21 protein-coding genes and 1 other RNA gene are annotated in these 26,859 nt (G+C 69.4%); 4 read left to right on the plus strand and 18 right to left on the minus strand.

Annotated elements, in window-relative coordinates:
• The first annotated feature begins 36 nt into the window (after positions 1 to 36).
• Positions 37 to 363, plus strand: coding sequence for a hypothetical protein (locus F4561_RS22875; RefSeq protein WP_312885461.1), 327 nt, complete (start codon positions 37 to 39; stop codon positions 361 to 363).
• A 452-nt stretch (positions 364 to 815) separates the two neighbouring features.
• On the opposite strand, the gene ssrA is transcribed toward F4561_RS22875, so the two are convergent.
• From ssrA to F4561_RS22930, 11 genes are all read right to left on the minus strand, one after another.
• Positions 816 to 1,189, minus strand: a transfer-messenger RNA (tmRNA) gene (gene ssrA, locus F4561_RS22880).
• Between the two features lie 466 nt (positions 1,190 to 1,655).
• Positions 1,656 to 3,692 carry a penicillin-binding transpeptidase domain-containing protein gene (locus F4561_RS22885; protein WP_184581431.1) on the minus strand — a complete coding sequence of 679 codons (2,037 nt, stop codon included), beginning with the start codon at positions 3,690 to 3,692 and terminating at the stop codon, positions 1,656 to 1,658.
• A gap of 18 nt (positions 3,693 to 3,710) precedes the next feature.
• A complete protein-coding gene (smpB, locus tag F4561_RS22890; RefSeq protein ID WP_184581440.1) occupies positions 3,711 to 4,175 on the minus strand; it encodes an SsrA-binding protein SmpB in 465 nt (154 codons plus the stop codon).
• A gap of 46 nt (positions 4,176 to 4,221) precedes the next feature.
• Positions 4,222 to 5,130: a permease-like cell division protein FtsX gene (ftsX, locus tag F4561_RS22895; RefSeq protein WP_184581442.1), complete on the minus strand. Its 909-nt coding sequence runs from the start codon at positions 5,128 to 5,130 to the stop codon at positions 4,222 to 4,224.
• Between the two features lie 73 nt (positions 5,131 to 5,203).
• On the minus strand, positions 5,204 to 5,893 hold the full coding sequence (ftsE, locus tag F4561_RS22900; protein ID WP_184581444.1) for a cell division ATP-binding protein FtsE: 690 nt from the start codon (positions 5,891 to 5,893) through the stop codon (positions 5,204 to 5,206).
• 304 nt (positions 5,894 to 6,197) lie between these two features.
• Complete coding sequence (prfB, locus tag F4561_RS22905) at positions 6,198 to 7,313, minus strand: peptide chain release factor 2 (protein ID WP_184581446.1); 1,116 nt, start codon at positions 7,311 to 7,313, stop codon at positions 6,198 to 6,200.
• 367 nt (positions 7,314 to 7,680) lie between these two features.
• Entirely contained in the window at positions 7,681 to 12,555 is a 4,875-nt protein-coding gene (locus F4561_RS22910; RefSeq protein WP_184581448.1) for an NAD-glutamate dehydrogenase, read from the minus strand.
• 462 nt (positions 12,556 to 13,017) lie between these two features.
• Entirely contained in the window at positions 13,018 to 13,713 is a 696-nt protein-coding gene (locus tag F4561_RS22915; RefSeq protein WP_184581450.1) for an HAD family hydrolase, read from the minus strand.
• Positions 13,714 to 13,899: 186 nt separating this feature from the next.
• Complete coding sequence (gene pruA / locus F4561_RS22920) at positions 13,900 to 15,528, minus strand: L-glutamate gamma-semialdehyde dehydrogenase (RefSeq protein WP_184581452.1); 1,629 nt, start codon at positions 15,526 to 15,528, stop codon at positions 13,900 to 13,902.
• Positions 15,529 to 15,906: 378 nt separating this feature from the next.
• Entirely contained in the window at positions 15,907 to 16,374 is a 468-nt protein-coding gene (locus F4561_RS22925) for a DUF6912 family protein (RefSeq protein WP_312885462.1), read from the minus strand.
• 58 nt (positions 16,375 to 16,432) lie between these two features.
• Positions 16,433 to 17,098, minus strand: coding sequence for an HAD family hydrolase (locus tag F4561_RS22930; protein ID WP_184581454.1), 666 nt, complete (start codon positions 17,096 to 17,098; stop codon positions 16,433 to 16,435).
• 168 nt (positions 17,099 to 17,266) lie between these two features.
• On the opposite strand from F4561_RS22930, the gene F4561_RS22935 reads away from it, so the two are divergent.
• The 3 genes from F4561_RS22935 (at position 17,267) to F4561_RS22945 (ending at position 19,975) form a co-directional block, all read left to right on the plus strand.
• Positions 17,267 to 18,463 (plus strand): acyl-CoA dehydrogenase family protein, encoded by a 1,197-nt coding sequence (locus tag F4561_RS22935; RefSeq protein ID WP_184581457.1) that lies wholly within the window; start codon positions 17,267 to 17,269, stop codon positions 18,461 to 18,463.
• A gap of 95 nt (positions 18,464 to 18,558) precedes the next feature.
• Positions 18,559 to 19,020, plus strand: coding sequence for a PPOX class F420-dependent oxidoreductase (locus tag F4561_RS22940; protein WP_184581459.1), 462 nt, complete (start codon positions 18,559 to 18,561; stop codon positions 19,018 to 19,020).
• Positions 19,021 to 19,249: 229 nt separating this feature from the next.
• Positions 19,250 to 19,975: a Uma2 family endonuclease gene (locus tag F4561_RS22945; protein WP_184581461.1), complete on the plus strand. Its 726-nt coding sequence runs from the start codon at positions 19,250 to 19,252 to the stop codon at positions 19,973 to 19,975.
• A 45-nt stretch (positions 19,976 to 20,020) separates the two neighbouring features.
• Here the strand turns inward: F4561_RS22945 and F4561_RS22950 are convergent, their stop codons facing one another.
• The 7 genes from F4561_RS22950 to F4561_RS22980 all read right to left on the minus strand — a co-directional run bounded on the left by F4561_RS22950 (position 20,021) and on the right by F4561_RS22980 (position 26,849).
• Positions 20,021 to 21,688: a glycoside hydrolase family 3 protein gene (locus F4561_RS22950; RefSeq protein ID WP_184581463.1), complete on the minus strand. Its 1,668-nt coding sequence runs from the start codon at positions 21,686 to 21,688 to the stop codon at positions 20,021 to 20,023.
• 300 nt (positions 21,689 to 21,988) lie between these two features.
• Positions 21,989 to 23,668, minus strand: a complete 1,680-nt coding sequence (gene ptsP, locus F4561_RS22955) for a phosphoenolpyruvate--protein phosphotransferase (protein WP_184581465.1) — start codon at positions 23,666 to 23,668, stop codon at positions 21,989 to 21,991.
• 373 nt (positions 23,669 to 24,041) lie between these two features.
• The gene (locus tag F4561_RS22960) at positions 24,042 to 24,299 is read right to left on the minus strand and encodes an HPr family phosphocarrier protein (RefSeq protein ID WP_184581466.1); all 258 of its coding nucleotides are present in this window, start codon (positions 24,297 to 24,299) and stop codon (positions 24,042 to 24,044) included.
• 21 nt (positions 24,300 to 24,320) lie between these two features.
• Positions 24,321 to 24,995: an HAD family hydrolase gene (locus tag F4561_RS22965; protein ID WP_184581468.1), complete on the minus strand. Its 675-nt coding sequence runs from the start codon at positions 24,993 to 24,995 to the stop codon at positions 24,321 to 24,323.
• Positions 24,986 to 25,486: a PTS sugar transporter subunit IIA gene (locus F4561_RS22970; protein WP_221445588.1), complete on the minus strand. Its 501-nt coding sequence runs from the start codon at positions 25,484 to 25,486 to the stop codon at positions 24,986 to 24,988. Before F4561_RS22970 ends, F4561_RS22965 begins: the two co-directional genes overlap by 10 nt.
• Complete coding sequence (locus F4561_RS22975; protein WP_184581470.1) at positions 25,461 to 25,697, minus strand: PTS sugar transporter subunit IIB; 237 nt, start codon at positions 25,695 to 25,697, stop codon at positions 25,461 to 25,463. Before F4561_RS22975 ends, F4561_RS22970 begins: the two co-directional genes overlap by 26 nt.
• Before the next feature lie 108 nt (positions 25,698 to 25,805).
• Positions 25,806 to 26,849 (minus strand): SIS domain-containing protein, encoded by a 1,044-nt coding sequence (locus F4561_RS22980; RefSeq protein ID WP_184581472.1) that lies wholly within the window; start codon positions 26,847 to 26,849, stop codon positions 25,806 to 25,808.
• Between the last annotated feature and the right edge of the window lie 10 nt (positions 26,850 to 26,859).

Below are 26,859 nucleotides of genomic sequence, written 5' to 3' on the forward strand. Positions count from 1 at the left end.
ACAAAGAGTAACAATAATGGAGAATCATTACTGAACGTGAGGGACGCAGTCATGGTCGAGCCGAAGTACGCCCGCCCGCACCCGGAGTCACCCGCCGCGCCCCGCGTAGCCGACCATCCGCTGGCCGCCCTGGCCACGGCCCTGGAGCCATACGGGGTGCGGTACCGGTTCATCGAGGACGAGGTGCCCTATCTGCGAGTGGGCAACCCCGATTCCCAGTACGCGGTCGAGGACATCCGGTGCGAGCCTCGCGCGCGCGGCCACGCGTTCCTGTCCTCCTACGGCGTGACGATGGGCACCAGCAAGGACATCGACCACGCCGCGGAACGCGTCGCCTGGCTCGTCGGCGCCACAGCGTTCTAGTAGTACTTTGTTAGGTTTCTGAGGTTCGTGAGCTTGGTGCCGATCTTGCGGATGTGCTTCCTTCAAGCGCTACTCGTGTTTCGTGTTTTCGGCCTTTCGGTGTGGCGAGCCGAGTGCCTTCGGCTGGGGTCATGATCACCCGGTGCGGCCAGTGAATGGTGCGGCGTCCAACGGAAGCGGCAAAGGCACCGGGTGGTCAGGCTCTGTGGTAACCGGTGCGGGTGCCCGATGGTGGCGCACCCAACGAAGGCGGCGAAGGCCCGCTAGCCGTGCGGGAGGCGGTGCTCCCGGCCGGCGGCGGGTTTCGCATCGAGGGTGTCCGTGGGGACACTCTCGGCGGTGAGCATGTCCCCACAGTCATTCTCGGTGCGTGTGCGGTGCCGAACCCCCGTAGGCCAGGCACAAGAAAAGCCCCTGGCCGCGGAAGTATCCGCGGCCAGGGGCTCAATCTCGAGTGGAGGTGGCGGGAATCGAACCCGCGTCCTTCCGTGTCACCACAGGGCTTCTCCGGGTGCAGTCTATGCTGCCGTTCTACTCGGCCCCAGCGCTCGCACAGACACGTCGCTGACAGGCCCAGTCACGTAAGTTTCCCACTCAGGCCCCGTGACCTGATCTGAGCGGTAAGTCCTCTAACCGATGCCGGACACTGGGTCGAGAACAAACCCAGGCCGACAGAGACGCTATCGCTTAAGCGGCGAGAGCGAACTCAGTGCGCTTTGTGTTGGCACTTGATATTTACGCAAGCGCAGGATTAACGAGGTTACACTTACAAACCCTCGACCCGCTTCCCCTGAAGCAATCACCGAAGTCGAAACCGATCACCCCCTGTGTAGTTTTCAACGGGCCGCGTGGCCCACTGGGCCGGAGCACCCACGGTGCCCGGTTGTCCCAATCTATCTGGACAACAGTACGGGAGCCAACTTGATTCCCGGTGTCGGGGGGTGTGTGTTTCGGGCGCCGCACAGCCCCGGGCGAACCGGGGCGTGCGGTCCGTAAAGCGCCCGGGGGCGCTCGGTCGCCCCCGGGCTACGAGAGTCCCTCGCGGGCGCGGACTTCAGAACAATCAACGCTGCCCGCGAGGGCGGCCGGCAGGGTCGGGCCGGCCTCACAGGCAGGGTCTCCCCCGAGACGAGATCCTGCCCTCATAACTGGGTACCGCAACCCCCTTTACGGCATCCCAGTCATTAGGGAAGACGCCTGGAACCCCCCGGTTGGTTGCGTCTCACAGAAATTTTTCCGCGCCGCGTTCGCGCGAGCGCCATCGCCGACGGCCCTCGGTGACGCCGCAGGGCCTACTCGCCGGCGGCGTTCGACGTGCCGGCGGAGCCGTCGGAGCCCTCGGAGTCGGGCGCCTCGCCGAGGTCGGAGTCGGGGTTCTCCGCGTTCTCCGCGAGCTCGGGAACGTCCTCGACATAGCCGTCGGGCATCCGCAGCAGGAACTCACTGACCGCGTTCTCGGCGTAGTCGTAGGAGCCCAGCGCGGGTTTCACCTCGATGGCCACCGCAACCGCCACGTCGCCCTGGTAGCCGACGAACCACTGGACCGCGGTCTTCTTCCCGTCGATCTTCTGCGTGGCCGTCGAGACCTGGCCGTGCACCGGAACCTGGCCGATTTGGCCGATTTCCTGGCTGATGTCCGCGCCCGAGGCGCTTCCCTCGACCACGGCATCTTCCATCATGTCCTGCAGCGCCGAGACAGTGTCGGCGTTGAGCTCGCGGGGCGGCGTGGAGTCGCGTTCCTCCTCCGTGACCGAGAGCCGCGGGGGGTGCCAGGTGCCATCGGCCACGGCGCCGGCCACCAGCGCCATCGTGAGCGGGCTGACCGTCACGTCGCCGCGGCCCACCATGGCCGCCGCGGTGTCCTCGGCGGAACTCGGAACCGGGAACTCCCCGGTGTGGGTCGGCACCGACAGCCGCCAGTCGCCGCCGACACCGAAATCCTCGGCGGCGGAGGCCAGCGCGTCGCCCCCCACGTCCTTGCCGAGGCCGGCGAACGCGGTCGTGCACGTGTAGGCGAAGCCGCGCGCGAGGTCCGGGGCGTCCCACAGGGCGGTGTCGTTGGGATTGCGGAACGTGCGGTCCCCGACCTTCTGGCTCTGCTCACAGGGGACCTGCTGGTCCGGTCCGGCGGCGCCGGAGTCCATCGCGGCGGCGGCCGACACGATGGTGAACACCTCCCCCGGCCGGTACTCCTTGGTGAACGCGCCGTCGTCCTCGGTGTTGCCGGGGTTTCCGGCGGCGGCCAGAACCTCGCCGCTACCCGAGTCGACCGCGACCAGGTAGCCGGGCTTATTCGACAGGATCGACTCCAGGGAGCCCTCGGCCGCCTCCTGGACCTCGGAGTCGAGCGTGGAGCTGAGCGACCCGCTCGGCTCCCCCGGCCACCTGCGCAGTACGTCGGTCTGGGCGCCGTCGCTGTCGAGGGTCACGACGTCCGTGCTGGCGGTGCCGGCGAGCCGCTGCTGGAACGCGTTCTGCAGGCCGCTCAGCCCCACGGTGTCACCCGCCTGGTACGGCCCCGCCACTCGCGAGGAGACGTTGTGGCCGACAGTGCCGGCCACCTCACCGACCGCGGCATCGGCCTGTTCGGGGTGCAGGGGTATGGTGACCTGCTTGGTCTCGACACCGTCGATCCGCTTCGCCTGGCGGGTGACCGTGCCCTCGACGTCTCGCTTGCGCACCAGCACGAGGGGCTGGAACTGCTCGGGCGGGGCCGAACGGACCCGGTTGAGCAGCGGCCCGGGGTCCTCGTCGAGGAGCTCCGCGAGGCCGTTGACGCCCTCGTCGATGTCGCCCATGTCGTCGGGAACCACCCCGAACGCGGTGACCTCCTGCTCCGCCACGAGCGGCTGCCCCTGGCGGTCGTAGATCTGGCCGCGGTCGGGGACGTCGTAGTCCACCGCGAGCCGCTCGTCCGCACCCAGGTCGGGATGGATGACGTTGGGTTCCCAGTTGATCTTCCACCCCGAGTCGCCGTCCTCCAGCGCCATCGAGCCGGTGTACTCCCAGACGGGGTCACCGATCCCGAGGTCGGCGCTGACGTCGAACTTCGCGGTCGCGGTGTCGCCGTCCTGGTTGATCCCGCCCAGCTCGAACTTCAGGCCCGCCAGGTCAAGCTGGCGCAGCGTCCGTTCGAGCGCGGACGCCACCTCGTCGACGTCGCCCGTGGTCTGCCGCGCCGCGGACTCGTACTCACCGCCCTGCCAGTCGAGCAGGAAGGCGCGGACCGCGAGTTCTGGACTGGGGTGCGTAGTGCACCCGGCGATAGCGGCCACCAGGACGGCACTGGTGCCGGCGGCGAGGGCTCGGCGAAGGGGACGGGGGGGCACCCTGGTGATCCTTTCGGCTCAACGCCGCCGGCGAAGGGCGCGCTCCATATCTCGCTGCGCCTCGCGTGCGGCGATGTCCTGACGTTTGTCGTACTGGCGCTTACCGCGCGCCAGCGCCAGCTCGACCTTGGCATTGCCCTCGCTGAAGTAGAGCGACAGCGGCACCAGCGTACGACCCGTCTCGCGGGTTTTCGCCACCAGCTTCGCGATCTCCTCGCGGTGCAGGAGAAGCTTACGCGACCGGCGGGCGGAGTGGTTGGTCCACGTCCCGTGCGCGTACTCGGGAATGTGGACGTTCTCCAACCACACTTCGCCCCGCTTGATGTGCGCGAAACCGTCGACGAGGGAGGCGCGCCCGGCCCGCAGCGACTTCACCTCGGTGCCGGTGAGCACAATGCCCGCCTCCAAGGTGTCGTCGATGTGGTAGTCGTGCCGGGCACGCCGGTTCTGGGCGATGACTTTGCGCCCTTTCTCCCGTGTCACTGGAGAGTTCCCTTCGTCAGCCGCAGTCAGGAGCGGGACAACCGCGTCAGACCCGGAGGTAGCGCCGGAGTGTCAGGAACGCCGCGACGGTACAGAGAAGTATGCCCAGGACGAGCGATACGCCGATGACGTACAGCACCGCACCCACCCCGAGCGTGATATCGAACTGGAACCACTCCTGGATCCGGTCCAGCAGGAAGAACCGCGTCGCGACGATGAACCCGGAGGCGATTATCCCGCCGATCAGACCGGCGACCGCCGCCTCCAGCAGGAATGGCAACTGGATATAGAAGTTCGACGCCCCGACCAGCCGCATGATGCCGGTCTCCCTGCGCCGGCTGTACGCCGACAGCCGGATCGTGTTGCCGATGAGCAGTGCCGCGGCGGCCAACTGCACGAAGGAGACGACGAGCGCCGCCCACTTGAGGCCGTCGAGCAGGCTGAAGAACTGCTCCAGCACCTGCTGGTCGTCGTGGATCGAGTCGACCCCCGGACGGCCCTGAACCGCGTCCGTCACCTGCTGGTACTGGGTCGGATCCGTCAGCTGCACCCGGAAGTTGTCCGGGATGTCGCCCTCCTGGGCCGCCTCGACCAGCGCCTCGTGGTTGGAGAAGCGCTCCTGGAAGTCCTGCCACGCCTCGGACGCGGTCACGTACTCGACGTTCGCGACCTCCGGCATCGACTCCAGGTCCTCGTGGATCTCGGTGCGCTCCTCCTCGGTGGCGGCACCGCTCTCCTCACAGGTCGGCGAGAGCGAGGTGTCCGTGCACATGTAGACGGTGAGCGAGATCCGCTCGTCCCAGTACCGGCGCATCTCCTCGACCTGCTGGTTGATGAGCAGGCCGCCCCCGAACAGGGCGAGCGAGATCGCCACCGTGGTGATGACCGCGATGGTCATCGTGAGATTTCGGCGCAGGCCGATCCACGTCTCAGAAAGTACGAATTGTGCTCGCATGATTAGTTAAGGATCCGTCCTTAGGTGCTTCGCCGCGCCACGGTACCCAGCGCGGGGGCGCACGGTCGGCCGATCAGTAGGCCTGGCCGTAGACGCCGCGCGTCTGGTCCCGGACGACCACACCCTCCTCGAGCTCGATCACGCGTTTGCGCATCGAGTCGACGATGGCGGCGTCATGCGTCGCCATGACGACGGTCGTGCCGGTGCGGTTGATTCGGTCGAGCACCTTCATGATGCCGATCGAGGTGGCTGGGTCGATGTTCCCGGTGGGCTCGTCGGCGAGCAGGATCTGCGGCCGGTTCACGAACGCCCGCGCGATCGCGACACGCTGCTGCTCACCACCCGACAGCTCGTCGGGCATGCGGTCGGACTTGCCTTCCAGCCCGACCAGCTCGACGACCTCGGGGACCACCTTCCGGATGAACCGCCTGGGCTTACCGATGACCTCCAGAGCGAAGGCGACGTTCTCGAAGACGTTCTTGTTCGGCAGCAGCCGGAAGTCCTGGAAAACGCAGCCGATCCGGCGCCGCAGGTGCGGGACTTTCCAGTTGGACAGGCGCGCCAGGTCCTTGCCCGCGACGTGCACCCTGCCCTTGTTGGGCTTCTCCTCCTTGAGGACCAGCCTGAGGAATGTTGACTTGCCGGAGCCCGAGGGTCCGACCAGGAAGACGAACTCCCCCTTGTCGACATCGATCGAAACGCTGTCGAGGGCGGGGTGCTTCTGGGTCTGGTAGACCTTGGTGACGTTTTCGAAGTGAATCACAGGAGCATCACAAGGTTCTCGAGGATAGGGACACCCGTGCGGACGGATTCTCTCCGCGCAGGGCAGGAACGGCCACGAGGCCAATCGACAGTGTAGAGGTGATCGCAACCCCGAATGTCCAGATCGGGGTATACCGCACACTCGTCGCTGTTGAGAGGGGCTGGGGTCCGCTACACCCGCACTGCACCTCAGCCTCGTTCAGCCTTGGCCGCCCATTGGGCAGCAGCTCCAGAGCATATCGGAAGCGTCAACCATATGTAACGTTCGCGTATAGGGCCGTTTGCCCCCGGTCAGGCGTGCGCACCTAAGCGCCGGCGCCCTCAACGCCCCGGAGCCAGCGGATCTCCCCGTCGATGAAGGAGTCGATCTCACCGTCGAGCACGGCAGTTGTGTTTCCGGTCTCAACGTTGGTCCGGACGTCCTTGACGCTCTGGTACGGGTGCAGCACGTAGTTGCGCATCTGGGTGCCCCAACTGCTCACTGACTCGCCCCGGAGCTCGTCGATCTCGGCCTGCTCCTCCCGGCGCTTGCGTTCGAGGAGCCGCGCCTTCAACACCGACATAGCGGTCGCCCGGTTCTGGATCTGGCTCTTCTCGTTCTGGCACGAGACGACGATGCCAGTGGGCAGGTGGGTGATCCGCACCGCGGAGTCCGTGGTGTTGACGCTCTGGCCACCCGGGCCGCTCGACCGGAAGACGTCGATCCGCAGCTCGTTCTCTTCGATGTCGATATCGTCACTCTGCTCGACGACAGGGACCACATCGACACCGGCGAACGATGTCTGGCGGCGGTTCTGGTTGTCAAACGGCGAGATCCGCACCAAGCGGTGCGTGCCGTGCTCCCCGCGGAGCGTACCGTAGGCGAACTGCGCCTTGACCGCGAACGTCGTGGACTTGATCCCGGCTTCCTCGGCGTAGGACGTGTCGTAGACGATGGTCGGGTACCCGTGGCGCTCGGCCCAGCGCAGGTACATGCGCTGCAGCATCTGCGCCCAGTCGGCGGCGTCGATACCACCCGCCTGCGCGTTGATGGTGACGAGCGCCTCGCGTTCGTCGTAGGGGCCGCTCAGCAGGGTCTGCACTTCGAGGTCACCGATGTCCGCGCGCAGCGACCGCAGCTCGGTGTCGGCCTCGGTCCGGGTGTCGGTGTCGTCCTCGCTCGCGGCGAGCTCGTAAAGCACACTCAGGTCGTCCAGGCGCTGCCGGATGTGCTCGACCTTGCTGACCACGGACTCCAGGTGAGAGAGCCTACGGGTGACCTTCTGCGCATTGCCCTGGTCGCTCCACAGCTCAGGGTCCGCAGACTGCTCGCGCAACTGCGCGATCTCCGTACGCTTGGCCTCGAGATCCAGCACCGCTTCGACACTCGACAGCGTGGATGAGAGTTCCTTGATCTGGTCTGCGGGGTCTTGGTCTGCCACCTTCCCAAGTCTAGGGTCTTCACCGGCCGCCCCGCGCTGGCCGGGCGCCGCCGGGGTTCTGGAGGGCCCGGAGGTGAGGCGTCCGCGAGTGGCGGAGCCGATTGGGCGGCACACCGGAGGTGCCCGAAGGTTCCCGGCCTCCAGGCGCCCGGCCCGGCGAGCGCCAGCGAGCCCAGGAAACACAGCCGGGCGCCGCCGGGGTTCTGGAGGGCCCGGAGGTGGGGCGGCCGTGTGGGCGAAGCCGATTGGGCGGCACACCGGAGGTGCCCGAAGGTTCCCGGCCTCCCAGGCGCCCGGCCCGGCGAGCGGCAGCGAGCCCAGGAAACACCTCGGGCGACCGGAGCGGCTGGTGGCCGCCGTGCCGGCGTCAGGACAGCAGGGAACGGATCGAACGCAGCGCCACCGAGAGGGTGGCCAGGTCGAACCGCTCGGTCTCCCAGATCTCGGACATGGTCTGGCCGGAGCGCGCCACCGCGACCCGGTTCTGCTCGGTCCAGTGGGCCCGCAGATCGTCGGCTGGCTCACTGGCACCGCCGGACAGCAGGACGTCCCTGGTGAGATCGGCGTGCGCGGCGTACAGATCGTCGCGGACCGCCGAACGCGCCATGGTGTTCCAGCGGTCGTCGCGCGGCAGGGCGATAATGCGCTCCCGCAACCGGGCGATCTGCAGCTGGTCGGCCAGGTCGAAGTAGACTTCGGCGACCTTGCGCAGCGAGCGCCCGGTGCGGTGCGCGATCTCCACCAGATCGAACGTGGAGTAGGCGGGCACCATGGCGGCCACGCGTTCGGCCAGCTCCTTGGGCACGCCCTGCGTGACGAACCGGTCGCGGCGGTCGCTGTACCCCGAGAGGTCGCGTCCCTGCAGCAGCTCGGGAAGCTGCGGCACGATCTCGGAGACCCCGTCGGCGAAGAAGGCGATCTCCTCGCTCAGGTCGAACGGCGACTTGCGGTTGCGCAGCAGCCAGCGTGCCGCGCGCTCCGACAGCTTGCGCGCCTCCAGCAGCAGCGACAACTGGGTGTCGGTCTCGATCTGGTAGTCGAGGTGCTCCACGGCCCGCCAGAAGTCCCGCAACCGGAAGACGTCCTGGACAACGAGGTAGACCCGTGCGATGTCGGGGGCGTCGGCCCCGAGCTCCTCGTTGAGCCGGAAGGCGAAGGTCAGCCCCGACCGGTTCACCATGTCGTTGACCACCTGGTTGGTGATGATCTCCCGGGCCAGGGGGTGCTGCGGCATGGCGTCGGCGAAACGTTCGCGAAGCCGGGCGGGGAAGTATCCGGTCAGCGTGTCCCGCAGGTAGGGGTCGCTGGCCAGGTCGGACTGCTGGATCTCCTCCTTGAGCGTGATCTTGGTGTAGTCGAGGAGGACGGCGAACTCCGGGCCGGTGAGCCCCTGTCCGGCGGAGCGCCGGGCCGCGATCGCCTTTTCGTCGGGCAGGAACTCCAGCTTGCGCTGCAACTGGCCGGAGCGTTCCAGCTTGCGCATGTAGCGGCCGTGGACGTGCAGCATGCCGCCGGCCTGTTTGCGCGCCGCGGCCAGCACGACGTTCTGCGCGTAGTTGTTCCGCAGCACGTGCGAGGCAACCTCGTCGGTCATGCTCAGGAAGAGGTCGTCGCGCTGCTCCTTGGGCTCGCGCCCCTTGCGGACCTCCTTGTCCAGCATGATCTTGATGTTGACCTCGTGGTCGGAGGTGTCCACCCCGCCGGAGTTGTCGATGAAGTCGGTGTTCACCCGGCCGCCCGCGAGGGCGAACTCGATCCGGCCCAACTGTGTGACGCCCAGGTTGCCGCCCTCGCCGATCACCCGGCAGCGAAGGTCGGCGGCGTCGACCCGGATCGGGTCGTTGGCCTTGTCGCCGACATCGGAGTGGGACTCCGAGGACGCCTTGATGTAGGTGCCGATACCGCCATTCCACAGCAGGTCCACCCGCGCCTTCAGGATGCGCTGCATCAGTTCGAAAGGCGTGAGCGCCGCGACGTCTTGCTCGATCCCGAGCGCCTCGCGGACCTGCGGGGTGATGGGGATCGACTTCGCGGAGCGCGGGTGCACCCCGCCGCCCGCGGAGATCACGCTCTCGTCGTAGTCGGTCCAGGTGCTGCGCGGAAGGTCGAACAGCCGCTGCCGCTCGGCGAAGCTGCGCTCGGGATCGGGGTTGGGGTCGAGGAAGATGTGCCGGTGGTCGAAGGCCGCGAGCAGCCTGATGTGCCGCGAGAGCAGCATGCCGTTGCCGAACACGTCGCCCGACATGTCGCCAACGCCCACAACAGTGAAGTCCTCGCTCTGGACGTCGGTGCCCATCTCGCGGAAGTGGTACATCACCGACTCCCACGCGCCGCGGGCGGTGATGCCCATGGCCTTGTGGTCGTAGCCCACCGAGCCGCCCGAGGCGAAGGCGTCGCCGAGCCAGAACCCGCGTTCGAGGGCGATCCCGTTGGCGATGTCGGAGAAGGTGGCGGTGCCCTTGTCGGCGGCGACCACCAGGTAGGAGTCGTCGCCGTCGTAGCGGACCGTGTTCTCGGGGTGCTCGACCTCGCCGTCGACCAGGTTGTCGGTGACGTCCAGCAGGCCGCTGACGAACTGCTTATAGCAGGTGACCACCTCGGCCTGGACGGCATCGCGGTCGCCGCCCTGGGGCAGTCTCTTGCAGATGAACCCGCCCTTGGCACCGCTGGGCACGATGACGGCGTTCTTCACCATCTGCGCCTTGACCAGTCCCAAGACCTCGGTCCGGAAGTCCTCGGGCCGCTCCGACCAGCGCAGCCCGCCGCGCGCGACGTCTCCGAAGCGCAGGTGCACGCCCTCGACGCGCGGCGAGTAGACGTAGATCTCGTGCCGCGGCCGCGGCTCCGGCAGGTCCGGGATGCGCCGCGGGTCGATCTTGTAGACCAGGTACGGCTTGGCGGAGCCGTCCTGGCCGGCCTGGTAGTAGTTGGTGCGCACCGTGGCCTGGATCACCGAGAGGAACGAGCGCAGGATGCGGTCGTGGTCGAGGCTGGCGACGAGGTCGAGCTCGCCGCGGATCTCCTCGGCGATCGCCTCGGAACGGTCCTGGCGGCCGGTGTCCAGGCGCGGGTCGAAGCCCGACTCGAACAGCTTCACCATGAGGTTGGCGATGCGCACGTTGGCGACGAGGATGTCGGCGATGTAGGACGGCGTGAAGGTGCTGCCGGCCTGGCGCAGGTACCGCGCGTAGGCGCGCAGGATGGTGAGCTGCTGCCAGGTGAGGCCGGCCCCCACCACCAGGGCGTTGAAGCGGTCGGGCTCGCCCTGTCCGTACCACAGCGCGCTGAACGCGTCCTCGAACAGCTCCTTGAGCCGCGAGGCCCCCTTCTCCTCGGAGTCGATCCGGGCCAGGCCGAAGTCGTAGATCCAGGCCCGCCCGGAGCCCTCGCGCTGGGAGCCGTGCTCGGCGATCCCGTACGGGCGCTCGTCGGTGACCTCGACACCCATGTGTTCCAGCAGGGGAAGCACGCGTGAGAGGGAGATGGGCGCGCCCGTGCGGTACACCTTGAACCGCCACTCGCCGGGACCGGCGGAGGCGGGCTGGTAGAGGTTGACCGCGAGTTCGGGCCCTCCGACGAGGGCCTCAAGGCGGGCGATGTCGTCCACGGCCGTGGCGGCCGAGGTGTCGACCTTGTACCCCTCGGGAAGCGCGGCACCGTAGCTGCGCAGCAGCTCCGAGGCACGATCGGCGCCGAACCGCGCGGTCAGCTCCGCGAGGAGGTCGTCGTCCCAGGAACGCGCGGCCTTGACGACCTCGGCCTCCAGCGCGGAGTGGTCGACCTCGGGCAGGGCCTGGCCGCGCTCAGCGCGCACGACCACGTACAGCCGGGCCAGCGGCGCCGAGCTCACCATGACGCTGTGGTCCATGATGACGCCGCCGAACGCATGGGCCAGGACGTTCTGGACCTGCAGCCGCACCTGGGTGTTGAAGCGGTCCCGCGGCATGTAGACCAGGCAGGACATGTACCGGCCGTAGGGGTCGCGGCGGGTGAACAGTTTGGTCCCGCGGCGTTCGCGCAGCCGCAGCACGCCGCGCACGATCTCGTAGATCTCGGGCACCGAGGTCTGCAGCAGCTCCTCACGCGGGAAGCCCTCAAGGGTCTCGACGAGGTCGCGGCCGTCGTAGCTGTCGGCTTCGAACCCGGCCAGGTCGAGGACCTCGGTCAGCTTGCGCTTCAGAATGGGGATCTGGGAGATGCTGGTCGTGTTGGCTTCGTGGGTGAACAGACCGAGAAAGCGGCGCTCACCGACGATGCGGCCCTGGTCGTCGAACTGCTTGACGCCGATGTAGTCGAGGTAGCGGAGTCGATGCACGGTCGCGCGGGAGTTCGCCTTGGTGAGCACCAGCGCGTGCGGCTCGCGCGCCTTCGCGCGCACCTCGGGAGGCAGCGCGGCGAAGCTTCCCGAGCCGGTGCGGTCCATCCGCAGCAGGCCCAGACCGGTGCCGGCGCGCGGCGCGAGGGCGTCGTTGCCCTCGTCATCGGCGACAAGATTGTACTCGCGGTACCCCATGAAGGTGAAGTGGCGGTCGGCGACCCAGCGCAGGAACTCGACGGCTTCGGAGCTCTCGTATTCCGGCACGCCGCCGGCGATCTGGGAGTCGCGGGTGGCCGAGAGCTCGTCGGCGAGCAGGATGGCCTGGCGGCGCATCTTGGCACCGTCCTCGTCGACCTGGCGGACGTCGTTGAGCACACGTTCGAGGTCGGCGGCGAGCTGCTTCTGCACAGTGGGGTCGGGCTGCCGGTCGATCTCGATGTGCATCCACGACTCGGCGAGCGGTTCGGGGCCGTCGACCACCTCGGGGCCGATCGCCCGCAGGTTGCCCACCACGTCGCGCGCGACGCGCAGTTGCGGGTGGATCACCAAATGGACCCCGATGCCCTGCCGGGTGAGCTCCATGGTGACCGAACTGACCAGGAACGGGGCGTCGTCGGACACGGTCTCGACCACCGTGTGGCCGACGTCCCAGCCCTCGTGCTCCCGGGTGGGGGTGTACACGCGCACCTTGGACCGGCCCTGGGGGCGGTACTCCGCGAGCTCCCGGTGGGCGGTCGCCGGGCCGCAGATCTCGGCGGGGCCGCGTTCCTTGAGCTCCTCGGGCGCTACGTGCCGGTAGTACTGCCACAGGAACCGCTCTGTCCGCTCGACGTCGTCGGCCGATTCGCCCACGAAGCCGGAGGAACTCTGGGCCACCGCATCGCGCAACAGTTGATCGTGAACGGCGTCAATCTGTCCGGACATGGTTCGATCTCACTCCTTTGTGAGCCCGTCGGGGGTACCCGGATCCACCCCGGACCGGCCCCAGAACATCGGATGATGCGACTTTTTATGAGTTGTGATCACGTCTCGGACCGTCGGCGTCCCCACCTACGGTCGCACCCGGCTACCGGCGGGGGAAACCCCGCACGCGGCGGAAGCCGCGCGCCCCACCGAACGCCATTGTCCAGCGGTCGCCTGTGCTCAGGCTACTAATTCCCGCGGTATTGGGCAGCGGCCAACGCCGTAAACTGTGCGTTTCGGCGATAAGGAGCCGATTGCGGGCGGCACTGGCCGCAATCGGCCCCCGCTCCACGAACGCGGCACACCTGCGCCGTTTCGCCCTGTTGGTCCTGGACATCGACGTGTGGCGGGATTCCGGATCCCCCGCCTCGCCGCGCACACACTTTGCGTTCCCGTCCCGAAACCCGGCATTGGGATCCCCGGTTACAGGGCGCCCGTGGCCTCGCGAATGGAGTCGACCAGAACCTGCGGCTCGGTCAGATCGTCGAGGACGTACTTCGCGCCGGCCGCGCGCAACTGCGACTCGCTGGACGAGCCGCTGACGACGGCTATGGGCGTGGCATGCCCGATGACGGCCGCCTCGACATCGCGAACGGAGTCGGTGACGTAGACGGTTGCGGACTCCTGGAACTCGGCCTTGTGCGCCTCGGCCGCCCGCATCCGGGTGAACTGGATCAGGCTGGCCTTCGGATAGTGCTCGGATCCGAACCCGCCGATACTCAGGTCCAGGTAGGCGTCCAGACCGAACGCCGACAGCTTGGCGACCGCGTTGGCCATGATCGTCCCGGTGACCACGGACTGCACCGTGTTGTCCAAGCCGGCGACGGCGGCCAGCGCCACCCGCGCTCCGGGCATCGCCCGGCCCTTGGCGGGGAGTTGGTCGCGCTGCCGCGCGAACGCCTCGCCAAGGGCCTCGATGAAGTCCGGGAGCGGTTCCTCTCCGGCCGCCAGCTCCACATTGTTGCGGGCCAGGAACTCGAAGAAGATCTCGGAGTCGGTCCGTCCCGAGGTCGAGGCAAGGTACACCAGCGGCTCACCCGTCACCCGCTCAAACGCCTCTGCGTAGGCGGCGCGCGTCACCTGGGCGACGTCAACGAGGGTGAGGTCGATATTCCACAACACCAGCCGGCTAATTGGAGGCTCCTTGGGGGGAAGTTCGGTGTGCTTCGCCCTCTATATTGCCGTACTCACCGAGTCGAGCCACCCCAAAGAGCACTCCGAATCGTTCGGCGGCATCCCGCGGAGCCGCCGAGCGCCGGAAACCGGCCGCCCCGCGGGCCGTTCCCGTGCCCACGCGGGGCGTTCTCACCCCATGTGCGGGTAGCGCCAGTCGGTCGGCGGGACGAAGCTCTCCTTGATCGCCCGCGGACTTGCCCAGCGCATCAGGTTGAAGATGGAGCCCGCCTTGTCGTTGGTGCCGCTGGCGCGGGCGCCGCCGAACGGCTGCTGCCCAACGATAGAGCCCGTCGGTTTGTCGTTGATGTAGAAGTTGCCGGCGGAGAACCGCAGAACGGAGTCGGCCTTGGCGATGGCCGCCCGGTCGCGGGCGACGACCGCGCCCGTGAGCGCGTAGGGCGCGATGTCGGCCATCTGGGCCAGCACCCGCTCGTAGTGGTCGTCGTCGAAGACGTGTACCGCGAGGATCGGCCCGAAGTACTCGGTGGTGAACACCTCGTCCTCGGGGTCGGTGCATTCGAGAACGGTGGGCTGGACGAAGTAGCCGACCGAGTCGTCGGCGCTTCCGCCGGTGAGGATGGTGATGGAGTCGGTGTCCCGGGCACGCTTGAGCGCCCCGTTGTTCTTCGCGAACGCCCGGTCGTCGATGACGGCCCCCATGAACGTGGAGACGTCGCTGGTCACGTCGCCCATGGTCAGCGACTCGACCTCGGAGACGAAGTCGTCCCGCACGGCCGACCACACGCTGCGCGGGATGTAGGCGCGCGACGCGGCGGAGCACTTCTGCCCCTGGTACTCGAACGCGCCCCGGATCAGCGCGGTGCGCAGCACCGCCGGGTCGGCGGAGTCGTGGGCGACCACGAAGTCCTTGCCGCCGGTCTCGCCGACGATCCGCGGGTAGGAGTGGTAGTTCGCGATGTTCTCCCCGGCGGTCCGCCACAGGTGCTGGAACGTGCCCGCGGAGCCGGTGAAGTGGATCCCGGCGAGGTCCGGCTGGCTCAGCGCGGTCCGCGAGACCGCGGAGCCGTCGCCGGTGACCATGTTGATCACACCGGGCGGAAGCCCCGCCTCCTCCAGGAGCCGCATGAAGTACCAGGCGGCGAGGGTCTGGGTGGGCGAGGGTTTCCACACGACGACATTGCCCATCAGGGCCGGCGCGGTGGGCAGGTTCCCGGCGATCGCGGTGAAGTTGAACGGGGTGATGGCGACGACGAAGCCTTCGAGCGGCCGGAGCTCCATGCGGTTCCACACGCCGCGCGTGGAGATCGGCTGCTCGGAGTAGAGGCGGCGCGCGTAGGCGACGTTGAACCGCAGGAAGTCGATCAGCTCGCATGCGGCGTCGATCTCGGCCTGCTGGATCGATTTGGACTGCCCGAGCATGGTCGCGGCGTTGATCCGGGCGCGCCACGGCCCCGCGAGCAGGTCGGCGGCGCGCAGGAAGATCGCGGCACGGTCGTCGAAGGACATCGCCCGCCACGAGGGAGCGGCGGCGCGCGCGGCACCGATAGCCTCGCTGACCTCCAGGTCGGTGGCGTTGGCCAGCTGCCCGAGCACGCTTCCGTGGTTGTGCGGCTGGACCACCGGGATGAGCTCGCCGACTCCGGGACGCTGCTCTCCCCCAATGCTCTGGGTGATCTCGTGTTCACTGCTCTTCTGGCGCTCGATCTCCGCCACCAGCGTCTCCCGCTCCGGGGTTCCCGGAGCGTGGGTGAGGTTCGGCTCGTTGGCGGGAACCGGCACATTGGTCACGGCATCCATCAGATCCTCCTGGGGGGACCACAGGCTTCAGCTGGTAGGGGAATCAGGTCTCCCGCGCAGCGGGACAGGTAAAGCCGGTTCGCCGCCGGGCGGAACGGCGTCCACCACAGTCCGCGGATCGTAGGCCTATGCATCATGTACAGTCCTCCCTAGGGCCGGGCTGGTCCTTCCTGTTGCCTGAACAGAGAACGGGAGAAGCCCACCGTTTTAGCGGTGGGAGGAGTCACGGAACGCCTCCCGTGTGGGTCTACTCGAAACCCATACCCGGAGCGCCTTAGGCTGTACCACCGCCGACCAGGTCTAGCCTGCGCCGGTCTTGAGCGCGGGGGCCTACAACCTCGTTTTAGGACCCCCACGCTCAAGACCGGCGCATGGTGGCTAGACCATAAACGGAAGTTCCTGGGTGGCGAACCACATCAGGTCGTGCTCGCCAAGGTCGGCGGCGTCGGGGTCGGCGAGTGCGGCCTCGATGTCGGTGGCGGCGGCCTCGTCGTCGACGTGCGCCGAGACCACGCGCTTGAGCGGGACCGTTCCCGCCACGGTCACGCTGGCCACCCCGGACTCGCCGGGGTCCGGCTCGACGATCCGGTCGGGGACGTCAGCGGCGAGCACGACCCGCCGCCGCGGGGCCTCCGGGTCGGCGGCCAGCAGGCGCAGCGAGTCGCCGGCCGCCGCGAGCAGCGCCTGGTATTCGAGTTCCTCGTCCTCGGCGGCATCGCTGGCGCCCGGTTCCGGCCGCACCGCGTACGCGCGGATCGGAGTGCCGCGCACCTCCCCTCGGGCGAGGACATCGGCGAGGGCAGGCAGGGAACTCGGGAGGAAGACGCGCATCGTGGGTCTCGTCATTCGGTGGCCGGGATCTGCGGGTGTACCCGAGTGTGCCAAGGATCCGGGACCGCCGGCGTCAGGACGGCACCGCCTGCAGCGCGACGCCGCAGGTCTCGGCGAGCCGGGCGCGCGTCTGCTCGGGCGACCGGTGCAGGATCCCGGACATGCCCAGCTCGATCGCGGCGTCCACGTTGTGCCGGATGTCGTCGATGAACACGCACTCCTCGGGCGCGAGCCCGGTGAGCTCCACCGCGTGCCGGAAGATCTCGGGTTCGGGCTTGCGCATCCCGACCTCACCGGAGATGACAACGGCGTCGAACGCCTCGGCGAACCGTTCGCGGGGGTACCCGTTGCCCCACGAGTTCGACAGCAGGCAGGTGCGCACACCCTGGTCGCGCGCCTGCCGCAGGAACGCGTACATCTCGTCCACGGGGTGGAAACGCGAGAACATCCGCGCGATCAGGCCGTCGGCGGGCACGGGGCCGCCGTCGACCAGCCGCAGCTCCGCGGCGAGGAGGCGCTCGAAGGCGTCCGTGGGCACCTCCCCGCGTTCGAGCTGGTGGATCGGGTTGCGCGCGCCGTCGTCCCCGGCGTAGGCGCCCCGTACCCATTCCCGCATGACGGTGCGGTAGTGCTCCTCGTCGATGCCGTCGGCTGCCAGCCAGGCGTCGATCGTCTCGTTCAGCGGCGTGGTCAGCACGCCGCCCCAGTCGGTGATGACTCCGCGACACCTGGTGGTCATCCAGTCGCCTCCATCCTGCTCAGCGGCCATGCCCGCCGCCGGACTCCCGGGCCGCGGCGGGTGGGAGCGGGTTTGTTCCCCGTGTCCACCGCTTCCAACCCCGGGACCGGCCAACGAGATTCCACCCAAGACAGTACCGACTAGTCGGTCGGATGGCATACTCGTCTCATGGACTTCGAACCCAGCCCCAAGGCACGCGAGTACCTGGCCAACCTGAACGAGTTCATGGACAACCATGTCTACCCGGCCGAACCCCTCTACCACCAGCAACGTGAGGAAGGCGGTCCCGACGACCACCGCCTTCCGCCGGTCATGGAGGAACTCAAGGCCGAGGCGCGCCGCCGCGGCCTGTGGAACCTCTTCCTGCCGCACATCGGCGGCCTGAGCGTGACCGACTACGCGAGCCTCGCCGAGGTGACCGGGAACTCCGGCATCGCCCCGCAGGCGCTGAACTGCTCGGCGCCCGACACGGGCAACATGGAGCTGCTGCACATGTTCGGCTCGGCCGAGCAGCAGAAGCAGTGGCTGGACCCGCTGCTGGAGGGCGAGATCCGGTCCGGTTTCGCCATGACCGAGCCCGACGTCGCCTCGTCGGACGCCACCAACATCCAGACCTCGATCGTCCGCGACGGCGACGAGTACGTCATCAACGGCCGCAAGTGGTGGATCAGCGGGGTGGCCGACCCCCGCTGCAAGTTCCTCATCGTGATGGGCAAGACCGACCCCGACGGGCCGACCCACCGCCAGCAGTCGATGATCCTGGTGCCCCGCGACGCTCCCGGTCTGGAGATCCTCCGCTCCCTGCCCGTGTTCGGCTACCAGGACCAGGAGGGCCACTGCGAGCTGAAGCTCACCGACGTGCGGGTTCCGGCCGGCAACCTCATCGGGAACGAGGGCGACGGCTTCATGATCGCCCAGGCCCGGCTCGGCCCCGGCCGCATCCACCACTGCATGCGGGCACTCGGCACGGCCGAGCGCGCCCTGAAGCTGATGATCGAGCGTGCCAACGACCGGGTCGCGTTCGGCAAGCCCTTGGCCGAGCAGGGCGTGGTGCAGCAGCAGATCGCCGAGTCGCGGCTGGCGATCGAGCAGGCCCGGCTGCTGGTGCTGAAGACGGCGTGGCTGATCGACAACCACGGTGTCAAGGAGGCGCGCACCGAGATCTCCGCGATCAAGGTGGCCGTGCCGCGGGCCGTGGCCGACGTGGTCGACCGCGCGATCCAGGTCCACGGCGGAGCCGGCGTCAGCAACGACTTCCCGCTGGCCCGGATGTACGCGAGCACCCGCGCCATGCGGATCTTCGACGGCCCCGACGAGGTGCACATCCGCACCATCGCACGGCAGGAGCTGAAGAAACTACGCTGAGTCGGCTTCGAACGGAGCAGGGGAACACCTAGAATTCCGGCTTTCGCCGGATGCTTCCGACGCTCCGGTAGAGCGCTTCACGTTTGGAGATGGCGATGAGTCCGTCCATAGCGACCACCGACCGGGTCACGGCCGACGAGTTGCTGGAGTTCGTCCGGCCGCGGCACCGCGCGATCCTGCTGACGCACCGCTCCGACGGTTCACCGCAGGCGTCCCCGGTCACCTGCGGTGTCGACGGACAGGGGCGGATCGTCGTGTCCACGTACCCGGAGCGGGCCAAGGCACGCAACGCTTCGCGCGACCCGCGGGTCAGCGTGGTGGTGCTTTCCGACGAGTTCGACGGGCCGTGGGTGCAGGTCGACGGCTCCGCCGAGGTCGTCGAGGGCGAGGAGGCCATCGAGCCGCTGGTGGAGTACTTCCGGGTCATCTCCGGGGAGCACCCCGACTGGGACGAGTACCGGGCCGCGATGCGCAAGCAGCAGAAGGCGCTGCTGCGGGTCACCCCGGAACGGTGGGGCCCGGTGGCCACCGGCGGCTTCCCGCCCCGGCTGGCCTGAGGGCGCCGTTCCGATCGGCAAGGGTCGGCGGTGAACGTGGTCGCTCCCGCCGACCCTTGCGACCCGCGTGTATCCGGATTTTCGGACTCGGGCGGGCTCTCCCCCGCCATGGCGGCCTGACCTCGGTTTCCGAGGATTCCCGGCTTCGCGATGGGAACCTTTATTCGAGAACACCACGGAGTGTCACCGGTCCGCGCCACACTGGCCGCCATGCAACCAAGGAGGCACAATGACACTCATGGTTCCCAGCGAGTGCGAGTACAACTTGCCCACGGACCGGCCGCTCACGGTGGACGATCTGGAACACACTCCGGACGACGGCCGCAGATACGAGCTGGACGACGGGAGGCTTGACGTGACTCCCGCTCCCGTCGGGCTGCACAGTCGAGCCGAAGGTCGGCTCCTGCAGCACCTGGGCAATCTCGCGCCCGACTGGGCGGAGGTCCATCCCGGCCCCGGAGTGACCCTCAACGACGCGCGGACCAGCCATCTGATTCCGGACCTGGCAGTCATCCGCATCGAGGACTTCAGCCCCAAGTACCAGACTCGACCACCGGTACTGGCGGTCGAGGTGCTGTCGCCCGAAAGTGTGTTCCGCGACACGAACAAGAAGAAGCGCGAGTACGCGGCGTTGGGCATCGGGAACTACTGGATCGTGAACCCGTCGCTGGACAAGACCGGCATCCTCGTCTTCCGCCTGGAGAACGGCACGTACCGCGAGGTCGCGCAGGCGTTCGGCGGCGACGTGCTCACGGTTGACCACCCCTTCCCGGTGCGGATCGTTCCCGAGTGGCTGGTCGCTGACGGCCCGTGGCGGGCCAAGATCAGCGGTCCCGACAGCGACACCGACGAAACCTCCACGGCGGAGCCCGCCGACGAGGGGCCAGAGGAGCCCCCCGGGGAGCGCTCCGAGGGCTGGGGCACGGGCACGTCCATCGGCGGCGCCACCGAGTAGCCGGGGAGCCGGGTAACCAGGACGGCCGGATACCCGGGTTCCTGGTCAGTACTCCAGGCCGTCGCCGTACTCCAGGTCGGTTCCGGGGATGTCCACCGGGAGCTTCCCGGTGGGGTCCACCTCGCCGGCGAGGGCGCGGGCCGCCGCGGTGCGCGAGACGTCCACCGCCGAGTAGGTGGCCAGGTAGCCGTCGGCGTCCGGCAGCTCCTCGATGTCGTAGGGGGTGCCCTGGGCGACCACCACCACCGGTGTTCCCGCGGACGCGGCGGCCTCGACCGGGGCCGCCTGCTCCGGGTCGGAGCGCGCGTCCTCGGTGCCGACCACCGCGACGTCCGCGTCCCCCGCGGAGCCCGTCACCTGGTAGCCCAGCTCCTCCAGCGCCGCGCTGATCTCCTCGGCGCCGGCCCCGGAAACGGACACCGCGGCGTCGCTGTCGAGCGGCAGCACGTCGTCCTCGTTGCGCAGCAGGGTCACCGAGGCGTCCGCGACCTCCTGGGCGGCCTCCTCGTTCTCCGCGCTGCCCACGGTCCCGGCCGCGGCGCCGGTGTCGACGGGCTCGGCGTCGAGCAGGCCGCGCCGCACCTTCAGCTCCAGGATGCGCCGCACCGACTCGTCCAGCCGGTCCTCACTGATCCGCCCCTCGTCCACAGCGGCGCGCACCGCGTCGGCCGCGCCCGCGGCGTCCGGGGGCATCAGGAGCTGGTCCGCCCCCGCCTCCAGGGCGCGTACGGCGATCTCGCCGTCGTCGTGGGTCTGCCGGACGCCCTCCATGTTGAGCGCGTCGGTGGTGACCACGCCGTCGTAGCCCAGTTCGTCGCGCAGCACCCCGTTGATGACGTTGTCCGAGAGCGTGGACGGCTCACCGGAGTCGTCCAGCTCGGGCAGGAACACGTGCGCGGTCATGATCGCGTCGACGTTCTCCTCCACCGCGCTCTCGAAGGGCGGGAGGTCGACCTTCTCCCATTCGTCGCGGGACTTCTCCACCCGGGGCAGGCCGGTGTGGCTGTCGACATCGGTGTCGCCGTGCCCCGGGAAGTGCTTCATGACCGGGACGACTCCGTCCTCCTCGAACGCGCCCGCCTCCGCCAGCGCCATCTCGGAGACCAGCTCCGGGTCGGAGCCGAACGAGCGGATCCCGATCACCGGGTTGGCCGCGTTGACGTTGACGTCGGCGACCGGGGCGTAGTCGAGGTTGATCCCCAGCGCGCCGAGCTCCCTGGCCGTGACGCCGGCCCGGCTCCGCGCCATCTCGGGGTCGCGGCTGGCCCCCACCGCCATGGCGTCCGGGAAGCGGGTTCCCACGGGCAGCCGCGAGACCATCCCCTGCTCCTGGTCGATCCCGAGGAACAGCGGTACGTCGGTCCCGTTGCCGGCGGCCTGCTCCTGCAGCCCGTTGGACAGCTCGGCGATCTGCTCGGCGTCCTCCAGGTTCTCCGAGAAGTAGATGAACCCGCCCGGGTGGTGCTCCTCGATGAGGCCGGCGTTCTCCTCGGCGGTGGTCCCCTGCGCGGTGAGCACCATCGTCTGGCCGACCTTCTCGTCGAGGTCCATGTCGGCGAGCAGCTCCTCGGCGACCCGGGCCGCATCGTCGGGGCTCGGCGACTCCCCGTCTCCGCCGCCGGCGCCGGCACCGGCACCGCCATCCGCGTCACAGGCGGACGAGAGCAGGAGGAGCACCACGGCGAGCGGCGCGAGCGTGCGGCGAGTGAGCATGGCGGACTTCCGGTTGTGGTGGGGCCGGCCGCGGCCGGCCTGGCGAATGTGTTTGGGCGGCTTTGCCCGATCAGCGGGCGGCCGACCGTCGCGGCGGGTCGCACCACGATGCGCGAAGCGCAGCGTGGTGGCTGGTCGCGCGAATCGGCGCGGCGAACACCGTCCGGGCGGTCGCGCGCCCGGGACAGCTCGGCACACCCGACCCAGCCGTTCCAGACCCCACGATAGCCACCTGGGAGCAATCGCGCGCCGCCTACCGGGGAAACACCGGGCCCGGGTCCCACCGCGGCGCCACGCGCCTCACAGCCCCAGCGAGGCCGCCCCAGGGAGGTGCTCCCGAGCGGCGCTCTTGGCACCCGGGCCGTCGCGCGCGTCGAGCGCGGCCGCGGCCGCCTCGCGGCACTGGGCGAGGGTGCTGCGCGCGAGCGCGGCGCGCACCAGAGGTAGCGCGGTGGCTCCCATCGACAGCGAGGTGGCGCCGAGCCCGACCAGCACGCAGCTCAGGATCGGGTCGCTGGCGGCCTCGCCGCAGACACCGCAGGGGCGCCCTGCCGCCGCCGCGGCGCGCGCCGTCGCGGCGACCAGGTCGAGCACACCGGGCTGCCACGGGTCCTGGAACGTGCCCAACGCACTGATCTCGCGGTCTGCGGCACACGCGTACTGGGTGAGGTCGTTGGTGCCGATGCTGAAAAACTCCGCGGCCTCGGCCAGGTGCCGGGCGCGCAGCGCGGCCACCGGCACCTCGATCATGACCCCCGCGTGCGCGATTCCGGCGTCGGCCGCGGCCGAGGCGAACCATTCGGCGTCCGCGGCGTCCGTCACCATGGGCGCCATGACGGCCAGCTCCGCGTCGGTGCCGCGCGCGGCCGCGGCCAGGGCGGTGAGCTGCGCCGCCAGCGTCTCCGGGGAGTGCCGCAGCATGCGCAGTCCCCGTACGCCGAGCGCGGGGTTGGATTCGGCTCCCGGTGGGGCCAGGAACCCCAGCGGCTTGTCGGCCCCGGCGTCCAGGGTGCGCACGGTGACCTTGCCGCCGGGGAACGCGTCCAGCACCGCGCGGTAGGCGGCGACCTGTTCCTCGTGTCCCGGGGCGTCGGAGCGGTCCAGGAACAGGAACTCCGTGCGGTACAGGCCTATCCCCTCGGCGCCGTTCCGCAGCGCCACGGGCAGGTCGTTGGGACCGCCGATGTTGGCAAGCAGGGGGACGGCGTGCCCGTCGCTGGTACGTCCGGGCCCGGTGGCCTCGCTCGCCGAGGCCCGTGCCGCCGCCCGCGCCCCGGTCTCCGCCACAACCGCGGGATCGGGGTCGCGCACCACCACCCCGGTGACGCCGTCGACCAGCAGTTCGGCACCGTCCGGGATCGTCTCCGCTCGCGGGCAGGCGACCACGGCCGGCAGCCCGAGGGCGCGGGCGAGGATCGCGGTGTGGCTGGTGGGCCCGCCTTCCCGGGTGACGATGCCCCGGACCATCGAGGGATCGAGCAGGGCGGTGTCGGCCGGCGCCAGGTCGTTCGCGACCAGCACGAACGGGGTGGTGGACGCGGGTATGCCGGGCACCGGGACACCGAGCAGCCCCGCTACGGCCCGGTCACGTACGTCGTCGAGGTCGGCGACGCGGGCGGCCATGTACTCCCCGGCCGCCGCGAGCATCTCGCGGTAGACCGCCACGGCATCGGATACCGCGCGTGCCGCGGAGGCACCTTCGGCAACCCGGCGCCGGACATCACCGGCGAGCGTGGGGTCGCGGGCCATGAGCGCCTGGGCGTTCAGTACCTCTTGGGCGTGGCCCCCGGCGCGCTCGCCCCGGCTCGCGAGGTCGTGCGCCGTCTCCTCCAGGGCGGACAGCGCGCGCTGGCTCTCCGCCTCGGCGTCGCCGTTGTGTAGTTCGCCCTCGGGGGGCTCGGGAACCGCGCGGTTCAGCCGGAGCACCGGCCCGTGCCCCACGCCCGAGCCCACCCCGACGCCGGTGAGCGTTTCAGCCACGCTCTCTCCCTCTAGGATGCTGGTTTTGTGCTGGTCTTGAGGGTTCCGTTCCTTCAAGACGCGATGAAGGAACGGAATGCTCAAGACGGCCGAGAATGCCCCCTGGATCGCTACTGGTGCCCGATGGTTGCGCACCCAACGAGGGCAGCGAAGGCGCCGGATGGCCGGGGGCGCGTATCGCGGGCGCGAGCGCGCGGAAACCGGCACTGACCGCGGGGACACTTCCAGCGCCGAGAACGACACCGCGGACACCCGCGACGCACCCCGCCGCACGCGCGACCACCGGCCACCAGAACCGACTACCGTCAACCCGGGCCATCCGCCGTCGTCGCCGCCTCCGTTGGACGCCGCGCCATACACCTCCATCACCGACCTAATGGGCGTTCGCGATCTCGACGAGCGTATCCAGCACCGTTTCGGGGTCCTCGCTGTCGGCGGTGATGACGATCTCGTCGCCGTGCCGCACGTCCAACCCCATCAGCGCCAGGATGCTCTTCGCGGAGACCGGCTCCGAGTCGCCTTTGGCGACCGTGACCTCTCCGTCAGCCTGAGCGGCGGCCTGGACGAACAGCGCGGCCGGTCGGGCGTGCAGCCCCACCTCGGCCCCGACCTTCACACGGCGAACTGCCACGTTCGTACCTCCTTGTCAGTCTCACGCGGCGAGTGGTCTGATCTGCGGCCAGTCCACCTCGGTCAGGTGGTCGACGACGAGATCCGCCTGCCCCAGCGCCGCGCGGGGGTGGGTTGTGGTGACCGCGACGACGCGCATGCCGGCGTGCCCGCCCGCCTGGATCCCCGCGGGGGTGTCCTCGAAGACGACGGTCCGCTCGGGCGGGTGGCCCAGGATGTCGGCTCCGGCCAGGTAGCCCTGCGGGTCGGGCTTGCCCAGAACTACGTCCGCGGCGGTCACCAGGCCACCGAACATCTCGCGGACTCCCATGTCGCTCAGGGCGAACTCGGCCCACTCCCGCCCCGCCGAGGTGACGAGTCCGATGGGGACGCCTTGGGCGTGCAGCCGCCGCAGGAACTCCACCGACTCCGGAAGGTGGCGTACCGGTGGCAGGTCCGGGGCGCGTCCGATCTCCCGGAGCTCGGCGATGAGCTCCTCCCAGGTCGTGTTGCCGAAGAGGTCGGGGTCCTCGGCGATGACGTCGGGACCCCGGCGTCCCATGAACCGCCTGACGACCGAATCGTCGTAGGGGAGGCCGTGTGCCGCGAACAGCCGCCTCCATGTCTCGATCGAGCGCGGTTCGCTGTCGATCAGCGTCCCGTCGAGGTCGAACAGGGCCGCCCGGGGCAGGTGCCCGCCGCTCGCGGTCACGCCCATAGGAACAGTTGCTCCCCTCGTGTCACTTCCCCGGTGGCGGCCTGAGTGACCGCCCCCTCAGCAGCGTCCAGCGCGACCACCGGGACAGCGGCGGAGTGTCCGCGCGCCACCACGTCGGCCGGGTTCCAGCGGACCATGGGGGTCCCGGCACGGACCCGCTGCCGCTCACCGGCACCGTCGAGAAGGATCTCGAACCCCGCGCCGTCGAGCCGCACCGTGTCTATCCCGAGATGAACCAGCACGCCGCGCCCCTGGTCATCGGCGACGACGAACGCGTGCGCGTGCAGCTTGACGACCGCCCCGTCGATCGGCGCGACCACGTCGTGGGGCTCGCTGCCGGGCGTCACAGCGATGCCCGGCCCGACCAGGCCGCGCGCGAACACTGGGTCGGGCACTTCGGCGAGTTCCGTAGCGATGCCCGAAACCGGTGAGCACACCGAAAGCACGGCCACCTCCTTGTTTGGATCAGTCGAGTAGATCGTTGATGTCATCGCAGAGCGAGTCGGCCTCGGTGCCCACAACCACCTGCACCACACCTCCGGAGACGAGGACCCCGTGTGCGCCCGCCGCCCTCAGGGCTGGCTCGTCGATCTTTCCGGGGTCGGTGACCTCGGTTCGCAGGCGCGTTATGCACGCCTCGATCTCCTCGATGTTCCCGGCGCCGCCGAGCCCGGCGACGATCGCTGCTGCCTTGTCAGTCATGCGTACCTCTCTCGGGGGTGGTGGATGGGCGCGTTCGCCGCGGGCCTTCGCGGTGCCTGAAACGCGGGCGGATGGTACGTAAGCGAGCCTAAGCACGGTTCGCGGGCGCTAGGACGTCTGGGTGACCTTGCCAAGCCCGCGCGGGGAGTCGGGGTTGTAGCCGAGCCGCCGGGAAAGCCGCTCGGTGATGATCTGCGCCGGAATGGCGAGCCCTATGGGGGCCAGCCACTCCGGGAGGTCGGGCCCGGGAACCGCCACGTCACAGGCCGCGCCCAGGTCCGGCCCGCCGCCGATGCCGTAGGCCGCGGCCCCGGTCGCGACAACGCGCTCAGCCAGCTCGACCATCCCCGGCAGCGTGGGACCGGAGTCCGCGGCCACCAGGATCGCCGGTGTTCCCCCGTCGACCACGGCGATCGGACCATGCAGCAGGTCGGCATAGGACAGGCCCATGGCGCGCAGGTAGCAGGCCTCTTTGAGCTTGAGCGCCGTCTCCAGCGCCGTCGAGAACGCCATGCCGCGCCCGGACACGACCGCGCCGTGCACCCCGACCAGCCGTTCGACGATCTCCCCGATGCGCCCGTCCGGGGAGTCCAGGCTCGCTTCGAGCGTGTCCGGGACCGCGGCGAGCTGGCCGCGGTCCCGATCGGCCCCCAAGCCCAGGGCGAGAACGGCGAGCGCGGCGAGCTGGGTCGTGTAGGTCTTGGTGGCGGGAACGGCGAGCTCGTCGCCGGCCCTGGTGACCAGGGCGAGGTCGGCCTCCTGGGCCAGCGGTGCGCCGGCGCCGTTGGTGACGGCCACCGTGCGCGCGCCGCAGCCGGCGGCCCACCGCATCGTCTCGACGATCTCCTCAGTGCGACCGGACTGGGACACGGCGACCGCGAGCACCCCGGACAGGTCCAGCTCGGCACCGTAGGTGGTCGTCACGGAGGGGGAGGCCAGCGACGTGAGCCGGCCGCAGTGCACCTGGAGGAGGTAGGAGCCGTAGACGGCCGCGTTGTCAGAGGAGCCGCGGGCGATGAACAGCACGTGGCGGGTCTCGCGGCCCAGCGCCGCGATCTCGGGGGTGAGTGGCAGCAGCGCGGCCAGTGTCTCCCGCAGCGCCGCGGGCTGCTCGGTGATCTCCGAGCACATCATGCTCGTAGTGGACGTCATCTGCGCTTCT

The sequence above is a fragment of the Lipingzhangella halophila genome, from assembly GCF_014203805.1.
Classification (GTDB): domain Bacteria; phylum Actinomycetota; class Actinomycetes; order Streptosporangiales; family Streptosporangiaceae; genus Lipingzhangella; species Lipingzhangella halophila.